The organism is Tianxiuia mixotrophica (assembly GCF_050596425.1).
Taxonomy (GTDB): domain Bacteria; phylum Bacillota; class Clostridia; order Peptostreptococcales; family Acidaminobacteraceae.
Window position 1 is genome coordinate 3,850,994 of the sequence record NZ_CP192292.1, and the last position, 13,937, is coordinate 3,864,930.

Here is a 13,937-nt window from a genome sequence, read left to right on the forward strand (position 1 = left end):
CTATATATTCAACTTTTCTAGTTAATCCCCTGGAATTCTAATGGCTTAGCGCTTCCATTAGAGCTCGAGCTTTGTCTAAGGTTTCGTCGTACTCCCTATATTCATCGGAATCCCACACTATGCCGCCGCCGACTTGGAAGTAGACCTTTTCATCCTTACATACCATGGTTCTAATAACGATATTCAAGTCAGCATTTCCATTGAAATCGAGGTATCCGATTGAACCTGTATATATATTTCTTTGTGTTGGTTCTAACTCATCAATAACATTCATAGCCATTATTTTAGGTGCGCCTGTGATCGATCCCCCTGGGAATGACGCTTCAAGCAGATCCACAACATTTAGATCATCTCTCAAGTCTGCAGTTACAGTGGACACCAAGTGGTGTACTGTTGCATAGCTCTCAATGACAAATAGTTCTGGAACTTTGACAGTGCCTGTCTTGGCCACTCTGCTTAAGTCATTTCTTTCAAGATCCACAATCATAAGGAGTTCTGATCTATCCTTCATGCTGTTTTGAAGGTCGTTTTTTAATTGTTCATCTTCTTCTGGTGTCTTGCCCCTTGGCAGGGTTCCCTTAATCGGACGGGTCTCTATCTTTCCATTTTGAACTTTTATAAATCGTTCTGGGGAACTCGATATTATCTGACCCTCACCAAAGTCTAAATAGGCAGCAAATGGCGCAGGGTTGATGTCTCTTAGTTTTTTATAAAGGGATATGGGCTCATCCCTAAGCTGGGTCTCAAACCGCTGTGTCATATTGGCCTGGTAAATATCTCCCGACCGGATATAGTCCTTTATTTTTCGAATGGTGCTCAAATAGTAGTCTTTGGTCATATTGGGCGTAAACTCTGGCTTTGTTTCATGAGTAACGCACTCTACCACCGGTGGATTCTCCTGACTCGCTTCAATAACTTTTACAATTCTATCGACCCTGGTCTCACCGCCATCATTCAACTGCGCATCGGTCACATATAAGGCTTTTTCTTTATGATCAATAATAATTGCTCCGTCATACATGCAAAGGTATAAGTCTGGAATCTTCACATCATCCACAGCTGTTCGATCAATTTTTTCCATATGGTGACACAGGTCATAACCGAAGTATCCAACCGCACCGCCAACAAATGGCAATTCTGATGTATAGGTTGTCTGGTACTTCTCCATTTTTTCCCTCAAAAGCTTGAAGGGGTTGCCTGTGTACTCTGCCCTATCTATTTTCTTGATTTGACCACTTTCTTGTGATCTGACAATGGTCTCAATTTGTGAGATGGTCCCCTTGCTTGTGATCTTTTCAAATGGGTGTACTGCAATAATTGAATACCGTCCCATTCCATCATGATCGCGACCGCTGTCTAAGAATATGGCGTCATCTGTGTCCTTAAATATAGTATATATTTCAAAACTGCTTAACTTGTTTTCAATTTTTCTTATAAGCATGATACACCCCCACCGCCTTTTACGAATGCCTTAGCTTTTTCTAAAAAGTTGGCAAGTAATTCATGCCCCTGTTCTGTCAACACTGCTTCTGGATGGAATTGAACCCCCTCAAGAAGAAAGTCTTTATGTCGAATGCCCATAATCTGTCCATCTTCCGTTTGAGCTGTTACTTCAAGGCAGTCTGGCAAAGTCTCTTTTTCAATAACCAGGGAGTGATACCTTGTCACATTTAGGGGTTGATTCAAGGCCTTAAAAACGCCCTTGTCATCATGGCAAATGGGGAAGACTTTACCATGTACAGGCTCGCTGGCCTTTACAATCTTGCCTCCATACACTTGTCCAATTGTTTGGTGGCCAAGGCAAATGCCCAGTATTGGTATTTGTCCTGATAGTTTCTCAACAATTTCGAGGGAGATCCCTGCTTCATTTGGCGTGCTCGGCCCAGGTGATATAACGATCATCTCAGGCTTCATTTTTCGAATTTCTTCAATGCTTATACTGTCATTTCTATAAACTTCAACTGTTTCATTCAGCGTCTTTAAATATTGCACCAAATTATAGGTAAATGAATCATAATTATCAATCATTAGAATCATATTATACCTGCCCCCATCCCACTCATTTGAACTCTTATGTTTTGTTGTCCATACCCAATGCGTACAAATTTTTGTACATGATGGACCACACTCCTTGATTATACAGTTGGACTCGAATAGCGGTCAACGAAAATCACTACAAAAATGCCTTGATTTATTAAAAATCAAGGCATTTATTTATATACTTCTACTAAATAGACTATACTTTCACCGTCTATTTATCGTCATCTTCTGATCCAAGAAGTGTATCGAATAAAGTTGTTTGTCTTTCTTCAAGTGGCACGAGGCTTGACATGGAAAGCCCTATGAGCCGAATGGCTTTTGGAAACTCAATTTGCTCAAGGATATGAACCGCCTCGTCATAAATTTCTTCTGGACGGCTTACGGGAATGGAGAGGGTGCGTGATCTAGTATGACCTTCAAAATCTTTTGTCTTAAATTTGACTGTGATCGTTTTGGCTTCCACATTTTTTCTTTCCATAACCCGGGCCACGGACTTCGAGAAATCTTTTAGATAGTCCTTCATGACCTCTTTGTCTTTTGTGTCTTCTCTAAGGGTTGTTTCTTTGCCTATGGATTTTCTCTCACTTTCCCTTTTTACAGGTCGGTCATCAATACCACGAATCCTTTCGTAGATTTCTTCACCCCAACTGCCTAAAAATAAGGTCAGGTCTTCTTTTCTATACTGAAGAAGGTCTCCAATGGTAAAAATACCTATACGGTTTAAACGTTCTACTGATTTTTTACCTAAACCATGAACCTTTCCGATAGATAAGGGCTCTAATATATCTGGCACCATGTCCCTGTTGATTGTGAAAAAACCATCTGGCTTGTTCCATTCAGAGGCCAACTTGGCTAAAAATTTGTTGTAGGATACCCCCACTGATATGGTCAGGCCTGTTTCCTTTTTCACCCGGTTCTTAATGTACTTGCCTATGTATTCTGGACTATGGAAAATGCCTGTCACATCCAAATAGGCTTCGTCAATTGAAACAGGCTGAATAATATCTGTGACATCATTTAGTATTCTAAAAACATGCTCAGACACTTCCTTATATCTAGCCATGTTTCCTCTTACAAAAATGCCGTGAGGACAAAGCTTTTTGGCTTTAAATCCAGGCATGGCAGAATGGACACCATACACCCTTGCTTCATAACTGGCCGTTGACACAACCCCCCGCCGACTCGTGCCGCCAACAATAACAGGTTTGCCCCGCCACTCTGGGTGGTCAAGCTGTTCTACAGCAGCAAAAAAGGCATCCATATCTACGTGTAGAATTTTTCTTTCTCTTGACTGATTACTGGTCATTATAGGCCTCCACAAACATATGTTCCTAGCCATATTTTATCATAGCTTGGTGTCAAATATTTAAAAGAATCAAAAGTTTTTATAAGAAATTATATCCACTGAGTGACACTTTAGATCTTGTTTAAAATATATCTTATTTAAACGATAAGAGCCTGCAAAATTCGCAGGCTCTCAAGTTTATACGTTTCAATATTTTATTTTTAATTCATCATATTTAGTCAGCCTTAATTGTATGAAGTCAATCCTAATTGACTCAATCTACAAGTCTGTTAATACTTGACTTGTCTTATTTGCGAATCAAATAACCACCATAAACAGGTTTTGTGTCTGACACTGTGATCACTGCGTTTTCTTGAAAACTCGTAAGGTGGTCAACAACCTCTTTTACCTTTTTACGCTTAACGTACATAAACAGGACGTGTCTAGCAAGAGATTTTCCATGGCCTTCTACCACAGTAACCGCATACCCTTGTTCTCTTAGGTGGGCCACTAACTCAGGACCGTGTTCATCTTTAACGATGGCCTTCACTTCAGAAACACCAATACCAAGCTTTTCTTCAAGTTTACTACCATAGTAATTTCCTAGTGAAAACCCTACGGCATAAACCACAGCTTTTATTGGGTCGGCTGAAATATCTTTTAAAACAGCACCTACAATGTAGATCCATAACAAGACTTCAACAAAACCAATCAGTGCACCTATTTTTCTTTCACCTTTAGTAATTAATACCACTCTTACTGTCATTAGCGACACTTCAGCTATTTTTGCCAGTAAAATTGCGACATATGTCAGTATCGTCATCAACATTATGTCATCTCCTTTTTCTAATAAGATATGATATCGACACCATCACTTCGTTTTCCAATAATCTCTACAGTTATTTTGTTGGGTAGGCATACAAGCATGGAGCCTGTCTTTTTTATGGTGCCTTGCTGAACGCAAAGCTGGTCAGGACAGTCTGCTTCTTTCATATAAACTTCATACCCATCAATCACTAAAATATTATTATGCCCATCCTCGTCTAGATTAATCTCCATTGGTGTGTCTAAAGGCAGTGAATACCTTCCGTAAATTTCATTATTTACTTTAACTTCAACAAGATCGGGCGCATCCGATGGTCCCCATAACAGCATGTATCCAATTATGATGCTTATGGTAATATAAACCGTAATTAGGACAAAGTCTAGTCTTTTCATTAAAAATCTCCATTACAATTTTATTTCAAGTTGGCTGTATTCGTTTTTAAGATAGGTTATAATATACACTAGTCGCATACACACTTCATTCTAACATACTTAGGACAGTTTAACATGGAGGCAACATGAAATTTTCAGGTAACAAAATGAACAATATATTAATAATTATGGTCATGATATCTCTAGTGATTTTTACAGGGTGTTCAGATCAAAAAAACCAGACCCAACCCATTTCCAAAACGACCCTTCAATTTGGAACGGTCATACAAATCACTGTTTTCGATGAGGCAGATGCCCCAGCTCTTGAAAAAGTTCTTTCCCATATGAAGGTCCTTGAAGATGAGCTCAGCACCTCTGTGGAAAACAGCAATATCAGTCTTTTTAACGCCGCTGATTCTTCAGAGACCATACAGCTGACTGATCATGCCCAAGCTGTTATTCAGCGCGGTTTATACTATAGTGAGCTTTCTGGCGGAAAGTTCGATATAACCATTGAACCCATTGTGGACTTATGGGGTATTGGTCATGAAGACGCTCGGGTTCCCGGGGCTGATGAACTCCTAGAGGCCACGGAACTTGTCGATTATAAACTCCTGGATTATGACCCTCAGGCCGGCACACTGAAAAAATTAAAAGATGGCGTTAAAATAGATTTGGGGGGTATTGCCAAAGGCTATGCTGCCGATGAAGCCGCTCGTATTCTTCATGAAAATGGTGTAGAAAAGGCCCTTATTAATTTAGGGGGCAATGTCTATGCCCTAGGAAGCAAGGATGGAAAACCGTGGAAGGTTGGTGTTCAAAACCCTCTGGACGCCCAGGGCACCATGGTTGGTATTGTAGAAGTGGAAGACACAGCGGTCATAACTTCTGGCGTCTACGAACGTTATTTTGAAGAGGATGGTGTACGCTATCATCATATCCTTGATCCTGACACTGGCTATCCTATAAACAACGAAATTTTAGGCATTTCCATTATCACCGAAAAGGCCATCGACGGCGACGCTCTCTCCACCCTTGTTTATGCAAAAGGGCTTGAAGCCGGTATGGATTTTGTAGAATCACTGGATGGCGTCGATGCCATATTTGTTTCCAGAGACAAAACCATTTATTTAAGTTCTGGTGCCGCTGAAAAATTTGATCAAAACAACATGGATTTCGATTTATACACGTCTGCAACAAAACAAAAATAACACCAGACAATACAAAAGGGATTCGCCTCTTTTTAACATTGCACCTTGCCCTGTTAAAAAGTTGCGAATCCCTATATTTTTAATGACTTGTTTAATGTAAGACCTTAGTCTTCACGCTGTCCTGCAACAAATGCCACACCCAGCATATCTGGACCCACATGGGTTGCAATGGTATGGGCCAGATTGGAAAGAATGACCCTTGAAGGGTCTACCTTTTCCTCAATTAGGCTTTTTAATTTCTTGGCATCTTCAATACAGTCCCCATGCCCAATCATAACGAGCATTTCTGGATGGTCTGAAGCAAAGGCCTCAACCTTGCCTGCCAAATACTTAATTGACTTCTTACGCCCTCGTACGTTTTGATACAGCTTGAGTTTGCCCTCATTATCAACACGTAGTATAGGCTTGACACTCAGCATGGTTCCTATTTTTGCAACCGCTGGTGAAATTCTTCCCCCGTTTTTGAGGTACTCCAAATTGTCAACAGCAAACCAGTGCTGGGTTTTTAGTTTATTGCTTTCAAGCCAAACAACAATCTCTTCAGCCGATTTTCCTTCTCGAATCATATTGACTGCATAAACTATTTGAATCCCTTGACCCACTGATGCAGACACAGTGTTTGGAACAAATATTTTAGCCTCTGGCATTTCGTCCTCAATCATGGTCTTGGCTAAATTTGCATTGTTCATCGTGCCACTTAGACCTGATGACAAGCCTAAATAAATGGTTTGTGCACCTTGCTCACAATTCTTTCTAAATGCTGTTTCAAACATGAGAGGGGTGATTTGAGACGTGCTTGCCATTTTTCCATCGCGAAGTTTATCGTAAAATGACGATAGATCGGTATTTTCCCCTAAATCATCTACAAAATCTTCACCGTCTATATGTATAGGCATGCCAAGCAGATCGATAATATCCGCATTTTCTTTAAGATACTCGATCGGTAAATCACAGCATGAATCCGTCAAAATTTTAATTGTCATATGTTCCTCCAAGAAGCTAACCTTCTTTATTTTCTTTCCATTTTTTATAGGTATTGCCCCAAGTCTGAAGTGTTTCAATCACCTGTTCCATGGACTTTCCAATATCGGTCAGGCGGTACTCAACTCGAACAGGTACCTCTGCGTAGACACAGCGCCTCACAATTCCTGATGATTCTAGATCTCTAAGCGCATTTGTCAGCATTCGCTGGGTGATTTCCGGCATGCACTTTTTCAGTTCACTGAATCGTTTTTCCCCATCCATAAGATGATACAGAATTTGCGTCTTCCATTTTCCACCCACTGCAGCCCATGCAGCTTCAAGGCCCTCAGTCATTTTCTGAGTCATGATGTCCTCCTGTATACTTGGTATACTTTTTGCACCAACAATATGTATTATACCGAAGCTTCATTCGATTGCCAAGTCCCAAAAATTGTAATTCGTTTCATTTGCAAAATAAATCCCCTGCTATAGCTTGCCGTAGAAGCCTTACAAGGGATTTAAAATGATTGTTAATCTTTATTTCTTAGGTAGGTCAATTTTAAATACAGCCCCACCCTTTGGACCATTTTCTGCTGCAATGGTCCCACCGTGTCTTTCAATAATGGTCTTTGTTAGGGAAAGTCCAATGCCCGATCCGCCCCCTTGACCTCTATAAAATCGTTCAAAAACTTTTTCACATTCTCCAGGAGAAAATCCCGGTCCATCGTCATAAATCTTAATATGTATGCCATGATCTTCATACACATCGACATGGATCCCGGTTCTAGCATAACGAGCGCAGTTACCTAATATGTTGATAAATGCTCTTGTAAGCTTTTCAACATCAAATTTTGAAGTCCCTTGGTCCCTTAAATTCAAATGAACCTTAACCCCCTTTGTTGAAAACAAAGATTTAAGGGATCTCACAGCCCCCTGAAGGATTTCTTCTATGCTCGCACTTTGAAGTTTAAAGGCTTCTTGCTTGTCTTCAAGTTTTGTCATAAGAATCATCTCTTCGACGATTTTTTTCAGGCGCTGACTTTCTGTAATAATTATATCAAGGCTTTCCTCTTTTTCATGTCCTTCAACCACTTGGTCCTTAATGGCTTCAGCATATCCCTGAATGGACATGAGAGGTGTTTTTAATTCATGGGAAGCATTTTGAAAAAAGACCTTTTGCTGGCCATGGTATGTCTGAATTTTTTCTGACATATTCTCAAAGGTTCTTGCGAGTTCTTCAATTTCGTCACCTGTGTGAATGTCTAGTGCCTTGACTGGTGCATTAAAGGAGTATGCCTTCATTGCATGACTGAGTTTTCTTATCGGCTTTCCGATCATTTTCTGAAAGAATAAACTAATCACCAAAGCCAGAAGGCCACCGATGGAAAAACTTAGGGTAAAAACTTTAAAGCCCAGGTTTCGAAGGCTGACAACATCTTCAACAGCTGTGTAAATAATGACATATCCCCTAGGCATATTGTTTGTCCTAATGGACTCTTTTTTTAAAATATACTTTGAATCAAACTCACGGGCTTCTGCTTCAATCTTAACAAGATCCTCGATTGTTTGACCTGGAACGGAAGTGTAGCGAATCCGTCCTTTGTCCGTTACCACTGCAATCTTTGAGTCAAAATACCGCCCAGCCAGACGCATCTCATTGTCTAGGCGTGCTTTGGCGATGGTTTCACCAACTTTATCAAGATCGGCAATATCCCGGTCAGGTCTTGGACCCGTTGCCATTTTTACAAAGCGCATTATTTCTATGAGCTCGTCGTCCATGCTTTCTTTGGCCTGATTGACAAGGTATGTTTTAGAAACGTTATTATAGACAATGAGGCTGACGATAAAGGTCACCAGAAGTACGGCCATGTATGACACAAGAAGCTTTGCTCCAATTGTTCTTTTCACTGTTCTATTTTTCAATTTTATATCCATATCCCCACACCGTTTCAATACTCAAATCCGCACCAGCCGTTTTTAATTTTTTCCTTAATCTCTTCACAAGATCATCTATGACTCGAATGTCCCCTAAATAATCATAGCCCCACACTTTTTCTATAAGTCCTTCTCTTGTAAATGGCATGCCTGCATTGCGTCCCATAAATTCAAAGAGTTCATACTCCTTGGTTGTAAGTTTCAGTGTGATTTCCCCAACGGAAACCGTCCTGGTCTTTATGGAAATTTCCACATCTTTTAAAAGAATACTATCCGTTTGCATTTCTGCCTTATTCATTCTTTTGAATATATTCTTTATGCGAACAACGAGTTCTCTCGGGCTAAAGGGCTTAGACATATAGTCATCCCCTCCAATTTCCAGACCAATGATCCGATCAAACTCATCGTCACGGGCTGTAACAAAAATAATGGGTATCTCTGATATTTTCCTTATTTCTTTACAAAGTTCCATACCATCAATCCCTGGCATGTTGATATCTAAGACCATCAAATCTGGTTTTTGAGCCTCAAGCTCATGAAGTATTTTTAGACCATCTGGAAAAGTAGACACCATGTAGCCATCCTTTTCCAAATACTTTTTTATAAGATCACGTATATTCTGTTCGTCATCCACCACAAATATATGCTTCATAATCATCCTCCCAGGTGTGTCATGTACTTTATATGTTTCACACTTTATATCAAATATCCTTTGTTTAAATCATAATCCGGCTTTTCAAGACTTATCTTTTTTGGTATACATATAGTAATCTATGTATTCCCTTGATCAAATACAAATTTATGAAACAGGTCTTGTGATCATCCATATGGCTGAAATTATGATCTAAGTGCATATGTTGACTGATCAAGCGAATATGTGCATAACCAGCGCTCTAAATATTCTATAAAGTAAGAAGTTGTTTTAATCTTATTATATACTCAAAATGTGTGAAAACTGTGGAAGGTGATTCGATGAATCTTACAGACATAAAAACAAAACTTAACGAACACCGATTGAATGGTGAAGCCAGTTATAAATACTACTCTGTCCTTATTCCATTTGTGACCATTGATGAAGAACCCCATCTTCTTTATGAAGTCCGTTCTGAAAACTTGCGCTCACAACCTGGTGAGGTATGCTTTCCTGGCGGTCGAATTGAAACGGATGAAAATCCAAAATCCGCTGCCATTCGCGAAACCTGCGAAGAACTGGGCATTCGACCTGACCAGATTGAAGTCTACGACGAAATTGAATCCATCATAACCCCATTCAATGTTGTCATTTACCTGTTTGTAGGTGAAGTCAAGTTCGATGCCCACATTGACTCAGTGGATAAACTGAACTTTAATCTTGATGAAGTGCAACGCATTTCCACTGTCCCCTTGTCTCATTTCCTGGACAAGGATCCTGATGCATATTTTGTTGAGAGTGAGTTCAATTTTCCAGAGGACTTCCCCTTTCATAAAATTCCGCGTGGTCGGTCCTATAACTGGCGTAACGGCAGCTATCCCATATACTTTTATGACTACAAGGATGAAGTCATTTGGGGCATGACCGCACGCATGACTAAAAATCTTGTCGACACCATTTTAAAGGATGATTCCTTAAAGAATGACCTCCAGCAAAGTGATGAAAATCTGACCGATATAAAGAACACCAACTAATTGAATGACTCAGAAAAACTTACTTAAATCAAAAAACGGTAGGCCTGCAATGAGGTCTACCGTTTTTATTCTTTTATTTTGAATATGTGTTATGAAATTGATGCCGATTATCCAATAATAAGAGTGACAAATACTATAAAGCTAAAGGTCATGTGGAGCTTGTTGGTATAGGGAATGCTGAGCCTTTCAAACTTTGAAACACATTCATGCCCCTTAAGTGCAATGGGCAGGGTTACAAATGCTAGAAGGGCTGAAATAGGGTATAATCCCTTTACAACGTATACCGCTAAGAGGACAAATGCTCCAAAGACCAGTGTGTCATATAGAAGGAGGCTTTTACGACTGCCCAGTCGAATACTCAGGGTGCCCATGCTTAGACGCTTGTCCCTCTTAAAGTCTCTCATTTCATTACTGATCATAAGGGCTGGAACGAATAAAGACATAGGTAGACCCATTATAACCGGGTAAAGCTCGATGGACTTGCTAAAGGGAAAATATGCTCCAATCAACATAAGGGGACCCATTAATATAAATGACAGGGGCACACCAAGCCCTTTGGTTTTATAGACAAAAGGCTCACCCGTATAGGCATAAGATCCAACCAAACCCACCAGACCTATAACCAGCATTCTATAGTCTGTTATGTATATTAAGTAAAGACCTACCAGGCCAGCTAATCCCAGAGCTGCAATGCCACTTAAAAAGACAAACACATCAAATAGAGACCTATCTTTTCCAAGAAATTTCATGCGTTTTTGAGAAGGGTCCCTATATTTGAACGAACCTTCAAAGTAATCGTTGACTAAGTTTGCGCCCGCTTGAGATGCCAGCCCTGCAATGGTTATAATAAAAATCAGAAAAATATCATGGACTGGATTTTCTCCAAACATGAGCCCTTTTCTATAAGCACTTACCAGGCCAAAAGATGTGGCCGACAAGGCAAGTGACAAAGATAGGACACGCATGGCAATCCAGTAGTTTTTAAAGTATGACTTAATAGTGTCAGTTTCCATATAAGAGTCTCCTTTGTGCGATTGATTATATTTCATAAACCTGGGCTTGTCTCGGTTTACTATTATTTCATATCTATTATATGATTAAAATGATTAAATCAAACTACAAAATGAACAAAACCACATTTTGATTGATGTATTTTTTTGGTAATGTTAAGATATTAACGATCAAAAGAGAGGATGAATGACATGAAAAAACAACTTATTATTTTTATGATGGCGGTTCTAGTCATGCTGACTGGTTGCCAAGGAAATACACAGGACGTGACAGAACCACAAGAGCCTTCAGCCAAGTCAAACAAAAGCCAAACGGAAGAGACGCAGGAAAATATGCATCTTAGCATTGGCCTTATGCCAGCAGTGGATACCGCCCCAATTTTACTGGCCGATGAAAAAGGCTACTTTACTGACCTGGGTCTCGATGTCACCATTGATATTTACACCAACGCCCAAGACCGTCAAACAGCCCTTCAAACGAACTCTATTGATGGTGCCATGACCGACCTTGTCGCTGTTGCAACAAATGTGAATGGTGGATTTGACATTAAGGCCACAACCATAACAGATGGAATGTTCCCAATTCTAGCTTCTCCTGAAAGCATTGACAAGACTTCCATTTCTGTAGGTATGATGGAAGTCAGCGTGTCTAACTTCCTGGTGGATGAATGGCTGGGAAGTGATTACGAAATTGAAAAAGTCTTCATTAACCCAATCCCAGGTAGATTAGAAGCGGTAGCCACTAGACAAGTGGATATGGGCCTATTTCCCGAACCCGTTGCAACCATTGGTGAGTCAAAGGGGCTTACAAAACTCGTATTTGAGCCTAAAGACGGCAATTTCCCTGATGTAATGGTATTTACAGGCCAGGCCATTTCAAACAAGCCACAAGCCATTGAGGCCTTCCACAAGGCATATAATAAGGCTGTACTTGATATTCAAGAAGATCAAATGCTGGCACGTGATGTTTTGGTTAAGCGCATTCCCAATATTAAAGAAGGCGTGAAAGATCTCATGCTTTTACCAGAGTACGAAAAAGCACGTACGCCTGACATTGAATACATACAAAAGATAATAGACTGGGCCAATATGGAATTAAATCTTGACCTATCCGTAGAAGCATCGGACTTAATTGATGGATCCTTTATAGAATGATTGAATTAAAAGATGTCTCTGTAAATTTTGATACAGAAGCCGCGCTTCGCCATCTCTCTTTGACCATTTCAAAGGGAGAGGCTCTTGCGGTAATAGGGCCTTCTGGAAGTGGAAAATCAACGCTGTTAAATCTTATCTCTGGTTTGATCCTGCCATCGCAAGGGCACATATCAAATCATATGGTCTCCCATGACGGAGCCCATAAGACAGGCTTTATCATGCAGTCCAGTTCCCTCTTTCCTTGGTTGACCGTATCTCAAAACATTGCTCTCGGTCTGTCCGGCTCTAAATCATCTATTCAAAATAAGATACAGGCCGTGCTGGAAGAGGTCAAGCTGACAAAACATAAGGATAAATTTCCTGCCCAACTCAGCGGTGGCCAGGCTCAGAGGGTAGCTATAGCACGCACCTGGGTGCTGGGGTCTAGCATACTGCTTCTTGATGAGCCCACATCAGCCCTTGATGCCATTACCAAGGAGAACATCCAGGACCTGCTTCGGGCTTATCAGTTAAAAAACCAGACAACGAGTATTGCTGTAACACACAGTATCGAAGAAGCTGTTTACTTGGGAAGAAGAATCATCCTTCTGAACCAGGGTCAAATTCATGGTGTCTTTAACAATGAAAGCTACGGTGCGATCAACGCAAGAGAAAATATTGAATACTATAATAAAGTGATTGAGATCAGAGAAGCCTTTAAGGAGGTTGACGCCCATGCTTAAAGCAAAAGACAAAATACGAGGGGCTGTATTTCTCATTCTACTTTGGAGTGGTCTACACTTTATCATTCCACTGATTATTCCCAGCCCCCTCTCAGTTACAAAGGTTTTTATTTCAGCTCTTGCTTCTGGGGACCTTCTCTTACACACGGGGCACAGCACCCTGCGAATTCTTGGTGGTATTTTCTTTGCGGTTCTGATTGGTTATCCCGCAGGTCTTGTCGCCGGCTTGTCCAGCAGGGTAAACCGTGCTTTTTCATCAGTCGTATACTATTTGCACCCCATACCCAAAATAGCCTTTCTTCCCGTTTTCATGGTGGCTTTTGGACTGGGGGACGGCTCAAAAATGACCCTTATTTTCTCAATATTGGTTTTTCAGATTTTCTTATTCATAAGAGATGGGGTTAAGGAAATTGACCCCGCTTATTTTAAGGTTGCAAAAACAATGCACTTCTCTGCTTTTAAAACCTTTTTAAAGCTGATATTCCCTAGCACCTTGCCCAGACTTTTCAGTGCACTCCGTATCAGTATGGGGATCAGCATTTCTGTGCTTTTCTTTGCAGAAAATTATGCAACCACTTACGGTATTGGCTACTACATTATGAACAGCTGGTCCATGGTCAATTACGAAAACATGTTTGCTGGAATTTTAGCGATTGCCATACTGGGCATGGTCCTATATGGGTCTATCGACTGGCTCGAACGCCGTTTATGCAGATGGCTTTTTCTTGAATAGTCAAGAACCACTACATTGTAA

Annotated in this window: 15 protein-coding genes; 5 read left to right on the plus strand and 10 right to left on the minus strand. The window is 40.5% G+C overall.

The window, feature by feature from the left end:
- Positions 1-37: 37 nt before the first annotated feature.
- The 5 genes from pabB to ACQ4KW_RS17215 all read right to left on the minus strand — a co-directional run bounded on the left by pabB (position 38) and on the right by ACQ4KW_RS17215 (position 4,543).
- Positions 38-1,441, minus strand: a complete 1,404-nt coding sequence (gene pabB / locus ACQ4KW_RS17195) for an aminodeoxychorismate synthase component I (protein WP_430883668.1) — start codon at positions 1,439-1,441, stop codon at positions 38-40.
- Complete coding sequence (locus ACQ4KW_RS17200; RefSeq protein ID WP_430883669.1) at positions 1,432-2,037, minus strand: anthranilate synthase component II; 606 nt, start codon at positions 2,035-2,037, stop codon at positions 1,432-1,434. The genes pabB and ACQ4KW_RS17200 overlap by 10 nt, the downstream gene beginning before the upstream one ends.
- A gap of 214 nt (positions 2,038-2,251) precedes the next feature.
- Positions 2,252-3,346 carry a DNA polymerase IV gene (locus ACQ4KW_RS17205; RefSeq protein ID WP_430883670.1) on the minus strand — a complete coding sequence of 365 codons (1,095 nt, stop codon included), beginning with the start codon at positions 3,344-3,346 and terminating at the stop codon, positions 2,252-2,254.
- A gap of 286 nt (positions 3,347-3,632) precedes the next feature.
- Positions 3,633-4,154, minus strand: a complete 522-nt coding sequence (locus ACQ4KW_RS17210; RefSeq protein ID WP_430883671.1) for a DUF2179 domain-containing protein — start codon at positions 4,152-4,154, stop codon at positions 3,633-3,635.
- A gap of 17 nt (positions 4,155-4,171) precedes the next feature.
- On the minus strand, positions 4,172-4,543 hold the full coding sequence (locus ACQ4KW_RS17215; protein WP_430883672.1) for a NusG domain II-containing protein: 372 nt from the start codon (positions 4,541-4,543) through the stop codon (positions 4,172-4,174).
- A 125-nt stretch (positions 4,544-4,668) separates the two neighbouring features.
- Between ACQ4KW_RS17215 and ACQ4KW_RS17220 the strand changes: the two genes are divergently transcribed.
- Complete coding sequence (locus tag ACQ4KW_RS17220) at positions 4,669-5,733, plus strand: FAD:protein FMN transferase (protein ID WP_430883673.1); 1,065 nt, start codon at positions 4,669-4,671, stop codon at positions 5,731-5,733.
- Positions 5,734-5,837: 104 nt separating this feature from the next.
- Here the strand turns inward: ACQ4KW_RS17220 and ACQ4KW_RS17225 are convergent, their stop codons facing one another.
- From ACQ4KW_RS17225 to ACQ4KW_RS17240, 4 genes are all read right to left on the minus strand, one after another.
- On the minus strand, positions 5,838-6,716 hold the full coding sequence (locus ACQ4KW_RS17225) for a DegV family protein (protein WP_430883674.1): 879 nt from the start codon (positions 6,714-6,716) through the stop codon (positions 5,838-5,840).
- A 16-nt stretch (positions 6,717-6,732) separates the two neighbouring features.
- Positions 6,733-7,062, minus strand: coding sequence for a winged helix-turn-helix transcriptional regulator (locus ACQ4KW_RS17230; protein WP_430883675.1), 330 nt, complete (start codon positions 7,060-7,062; stop codon positions 6,733-6,735).
- 171 nt (positions 7,063-7,233) lie between these two features.
- Positions 7,234-8,631, minus strand: coding sequence for an ATP-binding protein (locus tag ACQ4KW_RS17235; protein WP_430883676.1), 1,398 nt, complete (start codon positions 8,629-8,631; stop codon positions 7,234-7,236).
- Positions 8,609-9,283, minus strand: a complete 675-nt coding sequence (locus ACQ4KW_RS17240; RefSeq protein WP_430883677.1) for a response regulator transcription factor — start codon at positions 9,281-9,283, stop codon at positions 8,609-8,611. The genes ACQ4KW_RS17235 and ACQ4KW_RS17240 overlap by 23 nt, the downstream gene beginning before the upstream one ends.
- 296 nt (positions 9,284-9,579) lie before the next feature.
- On the opposite strand from ACQ4KW_RS17240, the gene ACQ4KW_RS17245 reads away from it, so the two are divergent.
- The gene (locus tag ACQ4KW_RS17245) at positions 9,580-10,296 is read left to right on the plus strand and encodes an NUDIX hydrolase (RefSeq protein ID WP_430883678.1); all 717 of its coding nucleotides are present in this window, start codon (positions 9,580-9,582) and stop codon (positions 10,294-10,296) included.
- A 107-nt stretch (positions 10,297-10,403) separates the two neighbouring features.
- On the opposite strand, the gene ACQ4KW_RS17250 is transcribed toward ACQ4KW_RS17245, so the two are convergent.
- Positions 10,404-11,309 carry a prenyltransferase gene (locus ACQ4KW_RS17250; RefSeq protein WP_430883679.1) on the minus strand — a complete coding sequence of 302 codons (906 nt, stop codon included), beginning with the start codon at positions 11,307-11,309 and terminating at the stop codon, positions 10,404-10,406.
- A gap of 189 nt (positions 11,310-11,498) precedes the next feature.
- Here ACQ4KW_RS17250 and ACQ4KW_RS17255 point away from each other — a divergent pair, with 189 nt between their 5' ends.
- Genes ACQ4KW_RS17255 through ACQ4KW_RS17265 form a run of 3 tightly spaced genes read left to right on the plus strand, consistent with a single transcriptional unit; the run spans position 11,499 to position 13,916 of the window.
- The gene (locus tag ACQ4KW_RS17255) at positions 11,499-12,461 is read left to right on the plus strand and encodes an ABC transporter substrate-binding protein (protein WP_430883680.1); all 963 of its coding nucleotides are present in this window, start codon (positions 11,499-11,501) and stop codon (positions 12,459-12,461) included.
- A complete protein-coding gene (locus tag ACQ4KW_RS17260; RefSeq protein ID WP_430883681.1) occupies positions 12,458-13,183 on the plus strand; it encodes an ABC transporter ATP-binding protein in 726 nt (241 codons plus the stop codon). Before ACQ4KW_RS17255 ends, ACQ4KW_RS17260 begins: the two co-directional genes overlap by 4 nt.
- Positions 13,176-13,916 carry an ABC transporter permease gene (locus ACQ4KW_RS17265; RefSeq protein WP_430883682.1) on the plus strand — a complete coding sequence of 247 codons (741 nt, stop codon included), beginning with the start codon at positions 13,176-13,178 and terminating at the stop codon, positions 13,914-13,916. The genes ACQ4KW_RS17260 and ACQ4KW_RS17265 overlap by 8 nt, the downstream gene beginning before the upstream one ends.
- Positions 13,917-13,937 lie beyond the last annotated feature (21 nt).

What these genes read in the sequence shown, in the direction of transcription:
- pabB (WP_430883668.1), bottom strand. Translation starts at nt 1,441, where the DNA reads ATGCTTATAAGAAAAATTGAAAACAAGTTAAGCAGTTTTGAAATATAT.
- ACQ4KW_RS17200 (WP_430883669.1), bottom strand. Translation starts at nt 2,037, where the DNA reads ATGATTCTAATGATTGATAATTATGATTCATTTACCTATAATTTGGTG.
- ACQ4KW_RS17205 (WP_430883670.1), bottom strand. Translation starts at nt 3,346, where the DNA reads ATGACCAGTAATCAGTCAAGAGAAAGAAAAATTCTACACGTAGATATG.
- ACQ4KW_RS17210 (WP_430883671.1), bottom strand. Translation starts at nt 4,154, where the DNA reads ATGTTGATGACGATACTGACATATGTCGCAATTTTACTGGCAAAAATA.
- ACQ4KW_RS17215 (WP_430883672.1), bottom strand. Translation starts at nt 4,543, where the DNA reads ATGAAAAGACTAGACTTTGTCCTAATTACGGTTTATATTACCATAAGC.
- ACQ4KW_RS17220 (WP_430883673.1), top strand. Translation starts at nt 4,669, where the DNA reads ATGAAATTTTCAGGTAACAAAATGAACAATATATTAATAATTATGGTC.
- ACQ4KW_RS17225 (WP_430883674.1), bottom strand. Translation starts at nt 6,716, where the DNA reads ATGACAATTAAAATTTTGACGGATTCATGCTGTGATTTACCGATCGAG.
- ACQ4KW_RS17230 (WP_430883675.1), bottom strand. Translation starts at nt 7,062, where the DNA reads ATGACTCAGAAAATGACTGAGGGCCTTGAAGCTGCATGGGCTGCAGTG.
- ACQ4KW_RS17235 (WP_430883676.1), bottom strand. Translation starts at nt 8,631, where the DNA reads ATGGATATAAAATTGAAAAATAGAACAGTGAAAAGAACAATTGGAGCA.
- ACQ4KW_RS17240 (WP_430883677.1), bottom strand. Translation starts at nt 9,283, where the DNA reads ATGAAGCATATATTTGTGGTGGATGACGAACAGAATATACGTGATCTT.
- ACQ4KW_RS17250 (WP_430883679.1), bottom strand. Translation starts at nt 11,309, where the DNA reads ATGGAAACTGACACTATTAAGTCATACTTTAAAAACTACTGGATTGCC.
- ACQ4KW_RS17255 (WP_430883680.1), top strand. Translation starts at nt 11,499, where the DNA reads ATGAAAAAACAACTTATTATTTTTATGATGGCGGTTCTAGTCATGCTG.
- ACQ4KW_RS17260 (WP_430883681.1), top strand. Translation starts at nt 12,458, where the DNA reads ATGATTGAATTAAAAGATGTCTCTGTAAATTTTGATACAGAAGCCGCG.
- ACQ4KW_RS17265 (WP_430883682.1), top strand. Translation starts at nt 13,176, where the DNA reads ATGCTTAAAGCAAAAGACAAAATACGAGGGGCTGTATTTCTCATTCTA.